Genomic DNA, 15,765 nt, shown 5'->3' with positions numbered 1-15,765 from the left:
CGGCCCGCCGCGAAGACGCCGTAGGGCGCGGCCCGCATGGCCAGTCCGTCGCTCCAGGCATGGCGGTGCTGCGCGGAGATGGGGGCGGCGAGGCCCCGGCGCAGGTTCTCCAGGGTGCCGCGTTCGCTGAAGCCCGCGCCCCGGAAGGGGCCCTCCTCCCGGTCCGCGATCCACTCGTGCCAGGCCGACCCGACATGGGCGGGGGTGAGCGCGGAGCCGTACCGGGCCAGCAGCAGGCCCGAGAAGATCGCGTACTCGGTGTCGTCGGTGCCGGCCGGCTTCCTGGCCACGTATCCCGTGATGCGGCCCCAGCGGGCGCGGATCTCGGAGGGCTTCATGTTCTCGGCCGGCGCCCCGAGGGCGTCGCCGACGGCCAGTCCCAGCAGCGCGCCCCGGGCCCGTTCGCGGAGTCCGACGGCGTCACCGGGCGCGGGGGCCGGGGGAATGCAGGCGGTGGATGCCATGCGGCCGCTCCTCTCCCTTTGCGCATGTGTCCCCGGTGGGGTGTGCCGCGCAGCCTCACAGGGCTCAGCGTCACCCGGTCGACATGTGTGCGATCAAGATCACGGATGAGCGCGCAAGGGTAAAACCGCAGGTAAGCCCAGCCTTTCCTTGCTGGCGAGGCGGAAATGACCGGCGTAGATTGGTTGTTGTCGAGAAGTGGACCTGGTCCAAACTAGCTTCCCCGGGGGAACTCTCATGGCCATCATCGAGACCGAGGCGCCGCTGCACGAGGCGCACCGCGACAACCACACCCACCGCGACGTGAACGGCGGCTGGCTGCGCCCCGCCGTCTTCGGCGCGATGGACGGCCTGGTCTCCAACCTCGCCCTGATGACCGGTGTCGCGGGCGGCACGGCGAGTCAGCAGACCGTGGTGATCAGCGGGCTCGCCGGGCTCGCCGCCGGTGCCTTCTCCATGGCCGCCGGCGAGTACACCTCCGTCGCCTCCCAGCGCGAGCTCGTCGAGGCCGAGCTGGATGTGGAGCGCCGGGAGCTGAGGAAGCACCCGGCGGACGAGGAGGCCGAGCTGGCCGCGCTCTACGAGGCGCGGGGCGTGGAGCCGGGCCTCGCGCGCGAGGTGGCCCGGCAGCTGTCCCGTGACCCGGAACAGGCCCTGGAGATACACGCCCGCGAGGAGCTGGGAATCGACCCCGGTGACCTGCCCTCGCCGTCGGTCGCGGCCGTGTCGTCGTTCGGTTCGTTCGCGCTGGGTGCCCTGCTCCCCGTCCTGCCGTTCCTGCTCGGCGCCAGTGCGCTGTGGCCCGCGGTGGTGCTCGCGCTGGCCGGGCTGTTCCTGTGCGGCGCGGTGGTGGCCAAGGTGACGGCGCGCAGCTGGTGGTACAGCGGACTGCGGCAGCTCGCCCTCGGTGGTGCGGCGGCCGGTGTGACGTACGTCCTGGGCAGCCTGTTCGGAACGGCCGTAGGATAGCCCGGCTCGAACTTATGCGTCGGACCGCATAAGTAGCCGTTACTCGCTGGTTTCGAGTGTGTGATCCCCGGGCATGAGCCGTAAGCGCTGTGAGCAATGAGGCCCGCCGCGCATCGGCGGAGTGAGCGACGAAGCTTCCTCCGCGCCTCGGGCCGACGGGCATCGACCTGTCCGTCGCGGCCTCCATAGCTTCCACCGCCGGGTGCGGCACCCCGCCGCGAACCCCTCGGTGTCCGCATGTTGGAACGGATTATCCCGGTTCCCGAGAACCGCTCCATCATGTAACCTGCACGAAATTTTGCACTCAAGCAGAGGGCCAACGTCGTCCCTCGGCACTTGCACATGCCAGATGACGACGACGGGAGAGCCGATGCGTACGCCGCGCCAGCCGTCCCAGCATTCCGCGAATGGCCAGAACCGGTCCTTCATGGATGCTCGCCCTGCTGCGCAGGGTATGTACGACCCCCGCAACGAGCACGACGCCTGTGGCGTCGGTTTCGTCGCCACTCTGACCGGCGACGCGTCCCACACCCTGGTCGACCAGGCACTCACCGTGCTGCGCAACCTCGAGCACCGCGGTGCCACCGGCTCCGAGCCCGACTCCGGCGACGGCGCGGGCATCCTCTCCCAGGTGCCGGACGCCTTCCTCCGCGAGGTGGCCGGATTCGAACTGCCCGAGGCCGGGGCGTACGCCGTCGGTATCGCCTTCCTGCCGGTGGACGGCACCGAGGACGCCGTCTCGCGAATCGAGACGATCGCGACCGAGGAGGGCCTCACCGTCCTCGGCTGGCGCGAGGTCCCGGTCGCCCCGCAGATGCTGGGTGCCACCGCCCGGTCGACCATGCCGGTCTTCCGCCAGATCTTCGTGGCCGACGGCGAGTCGCAGGGCATCGCCCTCGACCGCCGCGCCTTCGCGCTGCGCAAGCGCGCCGAGCGCGAGGCCGCCGTCTACTTCCCGTCGCTGTCCGCGCGGACCATCGTCTACAAGGGCATGCTGACCACCGGCCAGCTGGAGCCCTTCTTCCCGGACCTGTCCGACCGCCGCTTCGCCTCCGCGATCGCGCTCGTGCACTCCCGGTTCTCGACGAACACCTTCCCGGCCTGGCCGCTCGCCCACCCGTACCGCTTCGTCGCGCACAACGGCGAGATCAACACGGTCAAGGGCAACCGCAACTGGATGGTCGCCCGCGAGTCCCAGCTCGCCTCCGGTCTGTTCGGCTCCTCCTCGGACCTGGAGCGGCTCTTCCCCATCTGCACGCCGGACGCCTCCGACTCCGCCTCCTTCGACGAGGTCCTGGAGCTGCTGCACCTCGGCGGACGCTCCCTGCCGCACTCCGTGCTGATGATGATCCCGGAGGCGTGGGAGAACCACGACTCCATGGACCCCGCCCGGCGCGCCTTCTACCAGTTCCACTCCACGATGATGGAGCCCTGGGACGGCCCCGCCTGCGTCACCTTCACCGACGGCACCCAGGTCGGCGCCGTGCTCGACCGCAACGGCCTGCGCCCCGGCCGCTACTGGGTCACCGACGACGGCCTCGTCGTGCTCGGCTCCGAGGTCGGCGTCCTGGACATCGACCCGGCCAAGGTCGTCCGCAAGGGCCGCCTCCAGCCCGGCCGCATGTTCCTCGTGGACACCGCCGAGCACCGCATCATCGAGGACGACGAGGTCAAGGCCCAGCTCGCGGCGGAGAAGCCGTACGCCGAGTGGATCGAGGCCGGCGAGATCGAGCTGTCCGACCTGCCCGAGCGCGAGCACATCGTGCACACCCACGCCTCGGTCACCCGACGCCAGCAGACCTTCGGGTACACCGAGGAGGAACTGCGCGTCATCGTCGCACCGATGGCCAAGGCAGGCGCCGAGCCGATCGGCTCCATGGGCACCGACTCGCCGATCGCCGCGCTCTCCGAGCGCCCCCGGCTGCTCTTCGACTACTTCACCCAGCTGTTCGCACAGGTCACCAACCCGCCGCTCGACGCGATCCGCGAGGAACTGGTCACCTCCCTGCGCAGCTCCCTGGGCCCGCAGGGCAACCTGCTGGACCCGACGGCCGCCTCCTGCCGCAGCGTCCTGCTGCCCTTCCCGGTCATCGACAACGACGAGCTGGCCAAGCTCATCCACATCAACGCCGACGGCGACATGCCCGGCTTCAAGGCCGCGACCCTCTCCGGTCTCTACCGGGTGCACGGCGGCGGCGACGCGCTCGCCGCGCGCATAGAGGAGATCTGCGCCGAGGCCGACGCCGCCATCGAGAACGGCGCCCGGCTGATCGTCCTGTCCGACCGCCACTCGGACGCCGAGCACGCGCCCATTCCCTCGCTGCTGCTCACCGCGGCCGTCCACCACCACCTCATCGGCACCAAGCAGCGCACCCAGGTGGGCCTGCTCGTCGAGGCCGGCGACGTCCGCGAGGTCCACCACGTCGCCCTGCTCATCGGCTACGGCGCCGCGGCGGTCAACCCGTACCTGGCCATGGAGTCCGTCGAGGACCTGGTCCGCGCGGGCACCTTCCTCCAGTCCGTCGACGGCGAGCCCGAGCAGGCCATCCGCAACCTGATCTACGCCCTCGGCAAGGGCGTCCTCAAGGTCATGTCCAAGATGGGCATCTCCACCGTCGCCTCCTACCGAGGCGCCCAGGTCTTCGAGGCCGTCGGCCTCGACGAGGCTTTCGTCGCCAAGTACTTCAACGGCACGGCCACCAAGATCGGCGGCGTCGGCATCGACGTCATCGCCAAGGAGGTCGCCGCCCGCCACGCCAAGGCGTACCCGGCCAGCGGCATCGCGCCCGCCCACCGCGCCCTGGACATCGGCGGCGAGTACCAGTGGCGCCGCGAGGGCGAACCGCACCTGTTCGACCCGGAGACGGTCTTCCGCCTCCAGCACTCCACGCGCTCCGGCAAGTACGACACCTTCAAGAAGTACACCGAGCGCGTGAACGAGCAGTCCGAGCGGCTCATGACGCTCCGCGGGCTCTTCGGCTTCAAGAGCGACCGCCGGCCGATCTCCGTCGACGAGGTCGAGCCCGCCTCCGAGATCGTCAAGCGCTTCTCCACCGGCGCCATGTCGTACGGCTCCATCTCCCAGGAGGCGCACGAGACCCTCGCCATCGCCATGAACCAGCTGGGCGGCAAGTCCAACACCGGTGAGGGCGGCGAGGACCCGGAGCGCCTGTACGACCCGGCGCGCCGCTCCTCGATCAAGCAGGTCGCCTCCGGCCGCTTCGGCGTCACCTCCGAGTACCTGGTCAACGCGGACGACATCCAGATCAAGATGGCCCAGGGCGCCAAGCCCGGCGAGGGCGGCCAGCTGCCCGGCCACAAGGTGTACCCCTGGGTCGCCAAGACCCGGCACTCCACCCCCGGCGTCGGCCTGATCTCCCCGCCGCCGCACCACGACATCTACTCCATCGAGGACCTGGCCCAGCTGATCCACGACCTGAAGAACGCGAACCCGCAGGCGCGGATTCACGTCAAGCTGGTCTCCGAGGTCGGCGTCGGCACGGTCGCGGCGGGTGTGTCGAAGGCGCACGCGGACGTCGTCCTCATCTCCGGCCACGACGGCGGCACCGGCGCCTCCCCGCTCACGTCGCTCAAGCACGCGGGCGGCCCCTGGGAGCTCGGCCTCGCCGAGACCCAGCAGACCCTGCTGCTCAACGGCCTGCGCGACCGGATCGTCGTCCAGACCGACGGCCAGCTCAAGACCGGCCGGGACGTCGTCATCGCCGCGCTGCTCGGCGCCGAGGAGTTCGGCTTCGCGACCGCGCCGCTCGTCGTCTCCGGCTGCGTCATGATGCGCGTCTGCCACCTGGACACCTGCCCGGTCGGCATCGCCACCCAGAACCCGACGCTGCGCGACCGGTTCTCCGGCAAGGCCGAGTACATCGTGAACTTCTTCCGGTTCATCGCCGAGGAGGTCCGCGAGATCCTCGCCGAGCTGGGCTTCCGCTCCATCGAGGAGGCCGTCGGCCACGCCGAGACCCTCGACGTCACCCGCGCCGTGAACCACTGGAAGGCGCAGGGCCTCGACCTGGAGCCGCTGTTCCACGTGCCCGCGCTGCCCGAGGGCGCGGTGCGCCACCAGGCCGTCGAGCAGGACCATGGCCTGGAGAAGGCGCTCGACAACCAGCTGATCAAGCTCGCGTCGGACGCGCTGGCCGCCTCCGACGCCACCGGCGCCGCGCCGGTGCGCGCCCAGGTCGCGATCCGCAACATCAACCGCACGGTCGGCACCATGCTCGGCCACGAGGTGACGAAGAAGTTCGGCGGCGCGGGCCTGCCCGACGACACCGTCGACATCACCTTCACCGGCTCCGCCGGCCAGTCCTTCGGCGCCTTCGTCCCGCGCGGCATCACGCTGCGCCTGGAGGGCGACGCCAACGACTACGTCGGCAAGGGCCTCTCCGGCGGCCGTGTGATCGTCCGCCCCGACCGGGGCGCCGACCACCTCGCCGAGTACTCCACCATCGCCGGCAACACCATCGGCTACGGCGCCACCGGCGGCGAGATGTTCCTGCGCGGCAAGGTCGGCGAGCGCTTCTGCGTCCGCAACTCCGGCGCGCTGGTCGTCTCCGAGGGCGTCGGCGACCACGGCTGCGAGTACATGACCGGCGGCCACGCGGTCGTCCTCGGCGAGACCGGGCGCAACTTCGCGGCCGGCATGTCCGGCGGCGTCGCCTACGTCATCGACCTCGACCGCGACAACGTCAACGCCGGCAACGTGGGCGCGATCGAGGCCCTCGACGACGCCGACAAGCAGTGGCTGCACGACGTGGTGCGCCGGCACCAGGAGGAGACGGGCTCGACCGTCGCCGAGAAGCTGCTCGCCGAGTGGCCCGCCGCCGTGGAGCGCTTCAGCAAGATCATCCCCAGCACGTACAAGGCAGTGCTCGCCGCCAAGGACGCCGCCGAGCGAGCCGGTCTCTCCGAGACCGAGACCACCGAGAAGATGATGGAGGCGGCGACCAATGGCTGATCCCAAGGGCTTCCTGAACCACGGACGCGAGGTCGCCAAGACCCGCCCCGTCGAGGAGCGCGTCAAGGACTGGAACGAGGTCTACGTCCCCGGCTCCCTGCTGCCGATCATCAGCAAGCAGGCCAGCCGGTGCATGGACTGCGGCATCCCGTTCTGCCACAACGGCTGCCCGCTCGGGAACCTGATCCCCGAGTGGAACGACTACGCCTACCGCGAGGACTGGTCGGCCGCGCAGGAGCGCCTGCACGCCACCAACAACTTCCCGGAGTTCACCGGCCGCCTCTGCCCGGCTCCGTGCGAGTCCGCGTGCGTGCTCGGCATCAACCAGCCGCCGGTCACCATCAAGAACGTCGAGGTCTCGATCATCGACAAGGCGTGGGAGACCGGGGACGTCGCCCCGCAGATCCCCGAGCGCCTGTCCGGCAAGACCGTCGCCGTCATCGGCTCGGGCCCGGCGGGTCTCGCCGCCGCCCAGCAGCTGACCCGGGCCGGCCACACGGTCGCCGTCTACGAGCGCGCGGACCGCATCGGAGGTCTCCTCCGGTACGGCATCCCCGAGTTCAAGATGGAGAAGCGGCACATCAACCGCCGTATCGAGCAGATGCGCGCGGAGGGCACCCGCTTCCGCACCGGCGTCGAGATCGGCCGCGACCTCAAGGCCACCGACCTCAAGAAGCGCTACGACGCCGTGGTCATCGCCGCCGGCGCCACCACCGCCCGCGACCTGCCGGCCCCCGGCCGGGAACTCAAGGGCATCTACCAGGCCATGGAGTACCTGCCCCTGGCCAACAAGGTCCAGGAGGGTGACTACGTCGCCCCGCCGATCACGGCCGAGGGCAAGCACGTCGTCGTCATCGGCGGCGGTGACACCGGCGCCGACTGCGTGGGCACCGCCCACCGCCAGGGCGCGGCCTCCGTCACCCAGCTGGAGATCATGCCCCGGCCGGGCGAGGAGCGGGACGCGGAGCGCCAGCCGTGGCCGACCTTCCCGATGCTCTACAAGGTCACCTCGGCCCACGAGGAGGGCGGCGAGCGGGTCTACGCCGTCTCCACCACCCACTTCGAGGGCGACGAGGACGGAAACGTCCAGTGGCTGCACATGAGCGAGGTCGAGTTCATCGACGGCAAGCTCACCCCGAAGCCGGGCACCGAGCGCAAGATCCCGGCCCAGCTGGTCACCCTCGCCATGGGCTTCACCGGCACCGACCGGGAGAACGGACTGGTCGACCAGTTCGGCCTGGAGCTCGACGAACGCGGTAACATCGCCCGGGACGCCGACTTCCAGACCAACGTGCCGGGTGTGTTCGTCGCCGGTGACGCCGGCCGCGGCCAGTCGCTCATCGTCTGGGCGATCGCGGAGGGCCGCTCGGCCGCCCGCGGCGCCGACAGCTTCCTGACCGGTGCCAGCGAACTGCCGGCCCCGATCCGCCCGACGGACCGCGCCCTCGCGGTCTGACGGACGGAACAACCGGAGAACGTCCCGCACAAAGGCGTGCGGAACACTGATGGCGCCTGCCCCGTCCCCGACCGGACAAAGGGCAGGCGCCGTCGCATGCGCCCCTACGGCAGTCGCTACGGCAGCCGGTACGTGTCCCCGTACATCTCCCACACCAGCGGCGGGTCCAGCTCCATGTTCCCGGCCTCCAGGAAGCGGCGCTGCGCCGTGTCCACGCGGGAGGTGTCGATGCCCGGACGCTTGGCCCGCATGGCGTCCCGGCGGACGTCCAGGAAGGTCTTCAGGTAGGTCTTCTCGGCGCCGCCCTGCCCCGGTGTCCTCGCCTTGCGCATGGCCTGCTCACGCAGCCCGTAGAAGCCCTCGGCGTCCGTGTCGGGGCCGTGGAAGACCATCGCGTCGAAGTAGACGAACTGCCCCAGCGTGCCGAGGCCGTCCAGCTTGGCCAGGCGGACCGCCGGTTCGAAGTAGACGCGGTCGCGCTCCTCCTCCTGGGCCGCACGGAACGCCGGTAGCTCCGCCTCCGCCTGCCAGGCGGCCGTGAAGCCGGGGTCCAGGCCCTCGTGGGAGTCGCTGCCGTCGACCTCGCGCAGGGCGGGCAGGTACTCCGCCAGGCCGTTGCCCGGGTGAGACTTCGTGTAGCGCTCGACCAGCGTCAGCAGGTCGTGCGTGCCCGTGCAGAAGCCGATGATGCCCGCCGTGTAGCCGCATCCGTCGCCGAGATCCTCGATCGCGCCGTAGGAGGTGCGCCACTTGGTCGTCGAGTTCTCGGCGCTGGACACCAGCTGCTGGGCCAGCTCCTTCTTCGCGGGGGCGGCGAGCCCCGGCGGCAGGTCGGCGATCAGCGCGTCGTCCGCCTCCCGCTCCTCCTCCGCCCGGCTCTTGGCGTCCTCGCGGGACGACTGGGTGGTGGCCACGGGCGGCGTCACCGGGGCGTCGGCCGAGTCCGTCGGCATCACGAAGTACACCCCCGTGGCGATCACGGGAACGGCCGCGAGGAGCAGCACACCGGCACGTTTCATCGGGGAATACCTCTCATAGGGGAAGACCTCCGCCTGTCAGTTCCGACACCTTGACCGCCGCCGTCACCGCCAGCAGCACCACCAGCCCCGCGCACGCGCCCGCCTGCACCGCCACCCGGCGCCCGCCCCGGGGAGCGTACGCGTACGCCAGGGCCAGCGCGCCGCCCACCAGCAGGCCGCCGAGATGGCCCTGCCAGGAGGTGAGCCCGGCGGACACCACCAGCCACAGCAGCAGCAACCCCATGAAACGGTTGACCGAGGCCATGTCCGCGCCCAGCCGGCGGTGCAGGACGTAGTAGGCGGCCGCCACGCCGAAGACCGCGCCCGACGCGCCGACCGACGACTGCCAGGGGTCTTCGAACACCAGCTGCAGGACGGAGCCCCCGAGCGCCGACAGCAGATACAGGACGGCGAAACGGACCCGGCCGAGCATCGGCTCCACCACCCGCCCCAGCTGCCACAAGGCGATCATGTTCATCGTGATGTGCAGGATCCCGAACGTCCCCTCGAAAGGCGAGACGTGGAGGAAGGCGCCGGTGAGCATCCGCTCCCACTCGCCCCCGGCGACACCCTCCACCCGAAGCGGCCCGAAGACGAACCGGGGGCCCTCGCCGGCGTAGTAGCCGCCGTCCGGGCCGACCAGCCGCGCGCCGACCATGGCGAACCGGTCCACGATCTCCGGCCGCACCACCTCCGCCAGATACGCGAGGACGTTGAGAGCGAACAGGACGTACGTCACCGCGGGCGTCGTCGACACCCGCCCGCCGACGATCGTCCGGGCCTGCCGGACTGACCGCGCCCCCTCCTTCACGCACTCGGGACAGTGGTGGCCCACGGACGCCTCGCGCATGCAGTCCGGGCAGATGAAGCGCTCACAGCGGGTGCAGCGGACGTGGCACTCCACCGCGGGATGGCGGTAGCAGGTGGTGACGGTGGACTCGGAATCCACGGCCGGCTCCTCGGGACGGGACGGACGGTGAGCCGGTGGGGACGGCGGCGAACAAAATAGCGAATGCCTGTGGATGAGCTGAGAGGCGGGGTGCGCCGTGCCGTAGCCTCGGCAGCCAGATGCCGTACGTACGGGGTGACGGGGGAGTCCGCATGGCCGCGATCAGTCTCACCAAGGTGCGGGAGACCGCGCCGGCGCTGGTCGATCCGTACAAGAGCGCCGGAGTGTCACTGACCAAGCACGGGCTGGAGGGGACACGGGCGGCGGTCTACCTCGTCGTCGACTACTCCGGTTCGATGAGGCCGTACTACAAGGACGGCAGCGTGCAGGCGCTCGCCGACCGGGTGCTCGGGCTGTCCGCGCACCTCGACGACGACGGCACCGTGCCGGTGGTGTTCTTCTCCACGGACGTCGACGCCGTCACCGAGATCGGGCTCGCCGACCACCAAGGCCGGATCGAGCGGATCGTGGCCGGCCTCGGGCACATGGGCAAGACCAGCTACCACCTGGCCATGGACGCCGTGATCGACCACTACCTCGACAGCGGCGCCCACCACCCCGCCCTGGTCGTCTTCCAGACCGACGGCGGCCCGGTCAACCGGCTCGCCGCGGAGCGGTACCTGTGCAAGGCGGCGCCGCTGCCGCTGTTCTGGCAGTTCGTCGGCTTCGGCGACCCGGGCAGCCGCCAGTTCGAGTACCTGCGCAAACTGGACGAGCTGGCGGTGCCGGGCAAACGCGTCGTCGACAACGCCGGGTTCTTCCACGCGGGCCGCGACCCGCGGAAGGTGACCGACGCCGAGCTGTACGACCAACTGGTGGGCGAGTTCCCCAAGTGGCTGGTGGCCGCACGCGCGCAGGGCATCGTACGGCCTGCCTGAGACAGGCCCGGCGGGCCCGGCGGTCAGGGGGTTCGGCGGGGGCCGACGGCTCAGCGGCTCAGCGCGAATCCCAGCACCACACCCGCCGACACCTCCACCAGTCCCGGCGCCAGGTCCCCGGCCGAGCTGCCGCCCCCGCCGCCGTGGCCGCGGTACTGGGCGAAGGACTCGGCGTCCACGTCCTGGATGTGCACCACCGGACCCAGCCGCACACCCGCCTCCCGCGTGTACACGTCGGCCTTGCGCCGCGCGGCGGCCACGGCCCTGCGGCGGGCCTCGTCGCGCATCGCCGGCTTGTCGTGCACGTCGAACTCGACGCTGTCTATGCGGTGCGCGCCCGCCTCGACGGCGTCCACGATCAGCCGCTGGAGGTCGTCCAGCGCCCCGGTCTCCACCGAGTACGAGGCCTGGCAGCGGTAGCCGGCGAACGTCCGCTCACCGCCGTAGCCGTTGTACTCCGAACTGAGCGTGAGCCGGGAGCCCGAGACGGAGGTGTCCGGTATCCCGTGCCGGCGCAGCACCTCGCGCAGCCGTGTCACGGCCGTCCCCGCCTCCTGGAAGGCCCCGTCCGGCGAGGGCTCCAGCACGTCCACCGCCAGCTTCACCCGCACCAGCTGCGGTTCGACCCGCACACTGCCCGCACCGAACACACTGAGCCCCCAGGGCTCCCTGATCGTCTCCGTCATGCGCGCATTGAAGCACCGTTCGCCGGTCCGTGTGCCGGTCCGTGTCCCGGTTCCTGAGCCGGGACACGGACCGGTCTACGTGTCGCACTCCAGCACCGTCCGGCACAGTCCGCACCGCGCCCGGACCCGCCCCCGCACCGGCACCCTGATCCGCTGATGACAGGTCGGACAGGGGAACGACACCCGCAGCGGCTCGCGCCCGCCCGGCGTGAAGGAGTACGGGCCCTTGGCCGGAGGGACGGGGACGGCGTGCGGGTCCTGCGCGTGGCGGCGGTCCCGGGCGTAGCGGCGGCGGCCCGCCCAGCCGGCCGCGGTGAGCGGCGGCTGCTGCTCGTCCCGGCGGGCCCTGGCCAGGCCCTTGACGTACGCGGTGTAGGCCTGCGGACTGGTGAACCACACCGACGGGTCCTCACCGAAGACCAGCGCCCGCTTGGCCAGGACGTAGCCGAACTCCTCCGGCGTCAGATACCCGAGCTTCTGCGACGACGCCGAGTCCTCCCGGTAGGCGTCCAGCAGCAGCCAGCCGGCGCCCAGGTACGCCGCCGCGGTGTCGGTGAGGATCTCGTTGTCCCGGGTGCCGGGGAAGGACAGGTCGAGGCGGTGCAGATACACATGCATCACCTCGTGCGCGAGAGCCGCGCCGATGTCCCGGCGATGGGTGCGGAAGCGGTCGTTCAGCTCGATGAAGTACTCGGGACCCGCCGCCAGCTCGACACTCGCCGCGTGCGTCATCTCCCGGAAGGAGACGATCATCCGGGCGTCGGGGAGACGGTAGTGACGCACCAGTTCGTGGGCCACCCGCTGGGTACCCAGGTACAGGTCGTCGGTGTCGCAGAACGCCACGTCGGCCGGGGCCACGCTGGCCGAGAACGTCCGCACGGTGTCGTAGGACAGCCGCTTGTAGAGCGCGGTGACGGCGGCCCGCACCGTCTCCAGGTGCGGGTAACCGTGCTCGACCGGTCCGCCGTTCGCCACGTCTGAACCCCCAAGACGCCTGAACCCTTCTCCCACTGTACGAGGAGGACCGCTGTACGGGCAGCGCCGAGCCGCCACCCGCGGCGCCCGGAACAAACCGTTCGCCCCGCGCTCCGGCCCACGGCACAATCCGGAACCGTGACCGGCGAACAGCACTCCGTCGCCGCCTCCCTGCGCGTGGGCGGCGCGGACGACGACCTGGAACAGCGGCTCGACGACGAACTGACCGCCTTCAACACCGCGGCCGCCGGCGGCGCGCGGACCGAACCCCTCACCGTGCGCGTCACCGACGAGTCGGGCGCCCTGGTCGGCGGGCTGACCGCCTGGACCTGGTCCACCCTCGCCTCCGTGGACATGCTGTGGGTGCGCGAGGAGCAGCGGCAGGCCGGCTGGGGGAGCCGGCTGATGCGGGCGGCGGAGGAGGAGGCGGTCCGGCGCGGCTGCACCGACATGATCGTGTCCACGTACACCTTCCAGGCGCCCGGCTTCTACCCGAGGCTCGGCTTCCGGGAGCGGGGCCGCATCGAAGGAGTGCCCGGCGGGCACGAGGACGTGTACTTCCACAAGCGGATCGGGGCGGGTGGCACCGGCGGCGTTCTCGGGCCCTGAGACGGACTGCGACGGCCCGGGGTCCGCCCGTAGGGTTGACGCCCATGACCACCAGTCACACCGGTACCGGTGCCGTCGACCCCGCCGTCCGCGAGGAACTGGCCCGGCTGCGGGACAGCATCGACAACATCGACGCGGCCGTCGTCCACATGCTCGCCGAGCGCTTCAAGTGCACCCAGCAGGTCGGCCACCTCAAAGCCGGGCACCAGCTGCCGCCCGCCGATCCGGCGCGTGAGGCGAAGCAGATCGCCCGGCTGCGGGCCCTCGCCGAGAGCGCCAAACTGGACCCGGCGTTCGCCGAGAAGTTCCTGAACTTCATCATCGCCGAGGTGATCCACCACCACGAGCGCATCGCGGAGAGCAACGGCAACGAGAACGGCAACGGCACGGCCCCGGCCTCCAGCTGAGTCCCGGCTGAGTCCCGAGCCTCCCCGCGCCCCTCGCTCACGGGGGGCGCACGCCGGGGGCGCGGCGGCCTCGTACGGACCGGACATAATCCGCGTACCCATCCGCCTCTGTGCGCTGCCGACGGCATCAGGCAGCATGTCGTGCATGTCCGTACTGACGCGCGACGAAGCGCAGACCCGTGCCCGGCTCCTCGACGTCCACCACTACGCGATCGACCTCGATCTGACCCGTGGGGACGAGACCTTCGACTCCCGCACCGTCATCCGGTTCACCGTCCGCGGCGACACGGACACCACGGACACCTTCGTCGAGGTCAAGCCCGCCGAGCTGCGCACCGTCACCCTGGACGGACACCCCCTCGACCCGGACACCCTCGACGAGAACCGGCTGGCGCTGAAGAACCTCACCCCCGGCGAACACGAACTGCGCGTCGAGGCGGCCATGCGCTACTCCAGCACCGGCGAGGGCATGCACCGCTTCACCGACCCGGCCGACGGCGAGACCTACGTCTACACACAGCTGTTCCTGGACGACGTCCAGCGCGTCTTCGCCGCCTTCGACCAGCCCGACCTCAAGGCCGTCTTCGACCTGACCGTCACGGCGCCCCAGGGCTGGACCGTCCTCTCCAACGGCGTCACCGAACACACCGGCGAAGGCCACTGGAAGGCCGCCACCACACCGCCGGTCTCCACCTACCTCGTCGCCGTCGCCGCCGGCCCCTGGCACTCCGTGCGCACCGAACACCGCGGCCTGCCCTTCGGCATCCACTGCCGCCGCTCCCTCGCCCCCCACCTGGACGCCGACGCCGAAGAACTGTTCGAAGTCACCCGCGGCTGCTTCGACCGCTACCACGAGAAGTTCACCGAGCCCTACCCCTTCGACTCCTACGACCAGGCGTTCGTCCCCGAGTTCAACGCCGGCGCCATGGAGAACCCGGGCCTGGTCACCTTCCGCGACGACTTCGTCTTCCGGTCCGCCGTCACCGACACCCAGCGGCAGACCCGCGCCATGGTCATCGCCCACGAGATGGCCCACATGTGGTTCGGCGACCTCGTCACCCTCCGGTGGTGGGACGACATCTGGCTGAACGAGTCCTTCGCCGAGTACATGGGCTACCAGACCACCGCCGAGGCCACCCGCTTCACCGAGACCTGGACCGACTTCGGCGTCACCCGCAAGCCCTGGGGCTACGACGCCGACCAGCGCCCCACCACCCACCCCGTCGCCCCCGAGAACGTCGAGGACACCGCATCCGCCCTCCTCAACTTCGACGGCATCTCCTACGCCAAGGGCGCCTCCGCCCTGCGGCAACTCGTCGCCTGGCTCGGCGAGAAGGACTTCCTCGCCGGCATCAACATCCACTTCGAACGGCACAAGTTCGCCAACGCCACCCTCGCCGACTTCATCGACTCCCTCGCCGCCGCCACCGACCGCGACGTCCACGCCTGGGCCGACGCCTGGCTGCGCACCACCGGCGTCGACACCCTCGCCCCGCGCGTCACCGGTGACAACGGCAACCGCGCGATCACGGTCGAACGCACCGGCACCCGCCCCCACCGCATCGCCGTCGGCCTCTACGACCAGGACCTCACCGACGAGGGCCGGCTCACCCTGCGCGAACGCCTCGACCTCGACGTGCCCCGGGCCGAACCCCGGCCCATCGGCAAGCGCCCCGCCCTGGTCGTCCTCAACGACGGCGACCTGAGCTACGCCAAGATCCGCTTCGACACCGAGTCCTTCGAAGCCCTGCGCACCGGCCTGTCCGGCCTGCCCGACCCGCTCACCCGCGCCGTCGTCTGGAACGCCCTGCGCGACGCCGTCCGCGACGGCGAACTCCCCGCCGGAACCTACCTGGACATCGCCCGCACCCACCTCCCGTACGAGACCGACCTCGCCCTCGTCGACGGCGTCCTCGCCTTCGCCTCCGCCCAGGCCGCCGACCGCTACGTCACCCCCGAACAGCGGCCCGCCGCCCTCGCCACCCTCACCGACCTGTGCCGCGACCTGATCCGCCGCACCGAGGACGGCGACCACCCCGGCCTGCGCCTCATCGCCGTACGCCACCGCATCGCCACCGCCGCCCACCCCGACACCATCGCCGCCTGGCTCGCCGACGGCACCGTCCCCGGCGGCCCCGAACTCGACCCCGAACTGCGCTGGCGCATCCTCACCCGCCTCTGCGTCCTCGGCGCCACCGACGAGACCGCCATCACCGCCGAACTCCAGCGCGACCCGAGCGCCACCGGCCAGGAGGGCGCCGCCCGCTGCCGCGCCGCGCTGCCCGACCCCGAGGCCAAGAGCCGCGCCTGGGAAGCCATGTTCGCCACCGACGACCTCTCCAACTACCTCTTCACCGCCACCGCCCAGGGCTTCTGGCAGCCC

The 15,765-nt window shown here is 71.1% G+C and carries 12 protein-coding genes; 7 read left to right on the top strand and 5 right to left on the bottom strand.

The window, feature by feature from the left end:
- Window positions 1-464, bottom strand: a 464-nt coding sequence (locus tag EBH09_RS08945) for an ADP-ribosylglycohydrolase family protein (RefSeq protein ID WP_193776296.1), incomplete at its 3' end; no start/stop codon positions are given.
- Between the two features lie 235 nt (window positions 465-699).
- Between EBH09_RS08945 and EBH09_RS08940 the strand changes: the two genes are divergently transcribed.
- From EBH09_RS08940 to EBH09_RS08930, 3 genes are all read left to right on the top strand, one after another.
- On the top strand, window positions 700-1,431 hold the full coding sequence (locus tag EBH09_RS08940) for a VIT1/CCC1 transporter family protein (protein ID WP_121746500.1): 732 nt from the start codon (window positions 700-702) through the stop codon (window positions 1,429-1,431).
- Between the two features lie 427 nt (window positions 1,432-1,858).
- Window positions 1,859-6,403 carry a glutamate synthase large subunit gene (gene gltB, locus EBH09_RS08935; protein WP_121747301.1) on the top strand — a complete coding sequence of 1,515 codons (4,545 nt, stop codon included), beginning with the start codon at window positions 1,859-1,861 and terminating at the stop codon, window positions 6,401-6,403.
- Window positions 6,396-7,859: a glutamate synthase subunit beta gene (locus EBH09_RS08930; protein WP_121746499.1), complete on the top strand. Its 1,464-nt coding sequence runs from the start codon at window positions 6,396-6,398 to the stop codon at window positions 7,857-7,859. The genes gltB and EBH09_RS08930 overlap by 8 nt, the downstream gene beginning before the upstream one ends.
- Before the next feature lie 116 nt (window positions 7,860-7,975).
- Here the strand turns inward: EBH09_RS08930 and EBH09_RS08925 are convergent, their stop codons facing one another.
- A complete protein-coding gene (locus EBH09_RS08925) occupies window positions 7,976-8,878 on the bottom strand; it encodes a chitosanase (protein ID WP_121746498.1) in 903 nt (300 codons plus the stop codon).
- A 13-nt stretch (window positions 8,879-8,891) separates the two neighbouring features.
- Window positions 8,892-9,827, bottom strand: coding sequence for a rhomboid family intramembrane serine protease (locus tag EBH09_RS08920; protein ID WP_121746497.1), 936 nt, complete (start codon window positions 9,825-9,827; stop codon window positions 8,892-8,894).
- A 152-nt stretch (window positions 9,828-9,979) separates the two neighbouring features.
- On the opposite strand from EBH09_RS08920, the gene EBH09_RS08915 reads away from it, so the two are divergent.
- Window positions 9,980-10,705: a VWA domain-containing protein gene (locus EBH09_RS08915; RefSeq protein WP_193776203.1), complete on the top strand. Its 726-nt coding sequence runs from the start codon at window positions 9,980-9,982 to the stop codon at window positions 10,703-10,705.
- Window positions 10,706-10,755: 50 nt separating this feature from the next.
- On the opposite strand, the gene EBH09_RS08910 is transcribed toward EBH09_RS08915, so the two are convergent.
- Together EBH09_RS08910 and EBH09_RS08905 are read right to left on the bottom strand one after the other, a co-directional pair.
- Window positions 10,756-11,391, bottom strand: a complete 636-nt coding sequence (locus EBH09_RS08910) for an SIMPL domain-containing protein (protein ID WP_121746495.1) — start codon at window positions 11,389-11,391, stop codon at window positions 10,756-10,758.
- A gap of 75 nt (window positions 11,392-11,466) precedes the next feature.
- Window positions 11,467-12,366 (bottom strand): hypothetical protein, encoded by a 900-nt coding sequence (locus tag EBH09_RS08905; RefSeq protein ID WP_121746494.1) that lies wholly within the window; start codon window positions 12,364-12,366, stop codon window positions 11,467-11,469.
- Between the two features lie 138 nt (window positions 12,367-12,504).
- Between EBH09_RS08905 and EBH09_RS08900 the strand changes: the two genes are divergently transcribed.
- The 3 genes from EBH09_RS08900 to pepN form a co-directional block, all read left to right on the top strand.
- A complete protein-coding gene (locus tag EBH09_RS08900; RefSeq protein WP_238697246.1) occupies window positions 12,505-12,975 on the top strand; it encodes a GNAT family N-acetyltransferase in 471 nt (156 codons plus the stop codon).
- Between the two features lie 44 nt (window positions 12,976-13,019).
- Window positions 13,020-13,382: a chorismate mutase gene (locus tag EBH09_RS08895; protein WP_121746493.1), complete on the top strand. Its 363-nt coding sequence runs from the start codon at window positions 13,020-13,022 to the stop codon at window positions 13,380-13,382.
- Between the two features lie 145 nt (window positions 13,383-13,527).
- Window positions 13,528-15,765 (top strand): aminopeptidase N (gene pepN, locus EBH09_RS08890; protein WP_238697245.1); only part of this gene is annotated, 2,238 nt, incomplete at its 3' end.

This window comes from Streptomyces sp. E2N166, from assembly GCF_003671715.1.
GTDB classification, from domain to species: Bacteria; Actinomycetota; Actinomycetes; order Streptomycetales; family Streptomycetaceae; genus Streptomyces; species Streptomyces thinghirensis.
This window is presented reverse-complemented; position numbering and strand designations above follow the sequence as displayed.

Bases quoted from the DNA above. Each gene is read 5' to 3' on its own strand.
- EBH09_RS08930 (WP_121746499.1), top strand. From the start codon at position 6,396: ATGGCTGATCCCAAGGGCTTCCTGAACCACGGACGCGAGGTCGCCAAG.
- EBH09_RS08940 (WP_121746500.1), top strand. From the start codon at position 700: ATGGCCATCATCGAGACCGAGGCGCCGCTGCACGAGGCGCACCGCGAC.
- EBH09_RS08915 (WP_193776203.1), top strand. From the start codon at position 9,980: ATGGCCGCGATCAGTCTCACCAAGGTGCGGGAGACCGCGCCGGCGCTG.
- EBH09_RS08895 (WP_121746493.1), top strand. From the start codon at position 13,020: ATGACCACCAGTCACACCGGTACCGGTGCCGTCGACCCCGCCGTCCGC.
- gltB (WP_121747301.1), top strand. From the start codon at position 1,859: ATGGATGCTCGCCCTGCTGCGCAGGGTATGTACGACCCCCGCAACGAG.
- EBH09_RS08910 (WP_121746495.1), bottom strand. From the start codon at position 11,391: ATGACGGAGACGATCAGGGAGCCCTGGGGGCTCAGTGTGTTCGGTGCG.
- EBH09_RS08925 (WP_121746498.1), bottom strand. From the start codon at position 8,878: ATGAAACGTGCCGGTGTGCTGCTCCTCGCGGCCGTTCCCGTGATCGCC.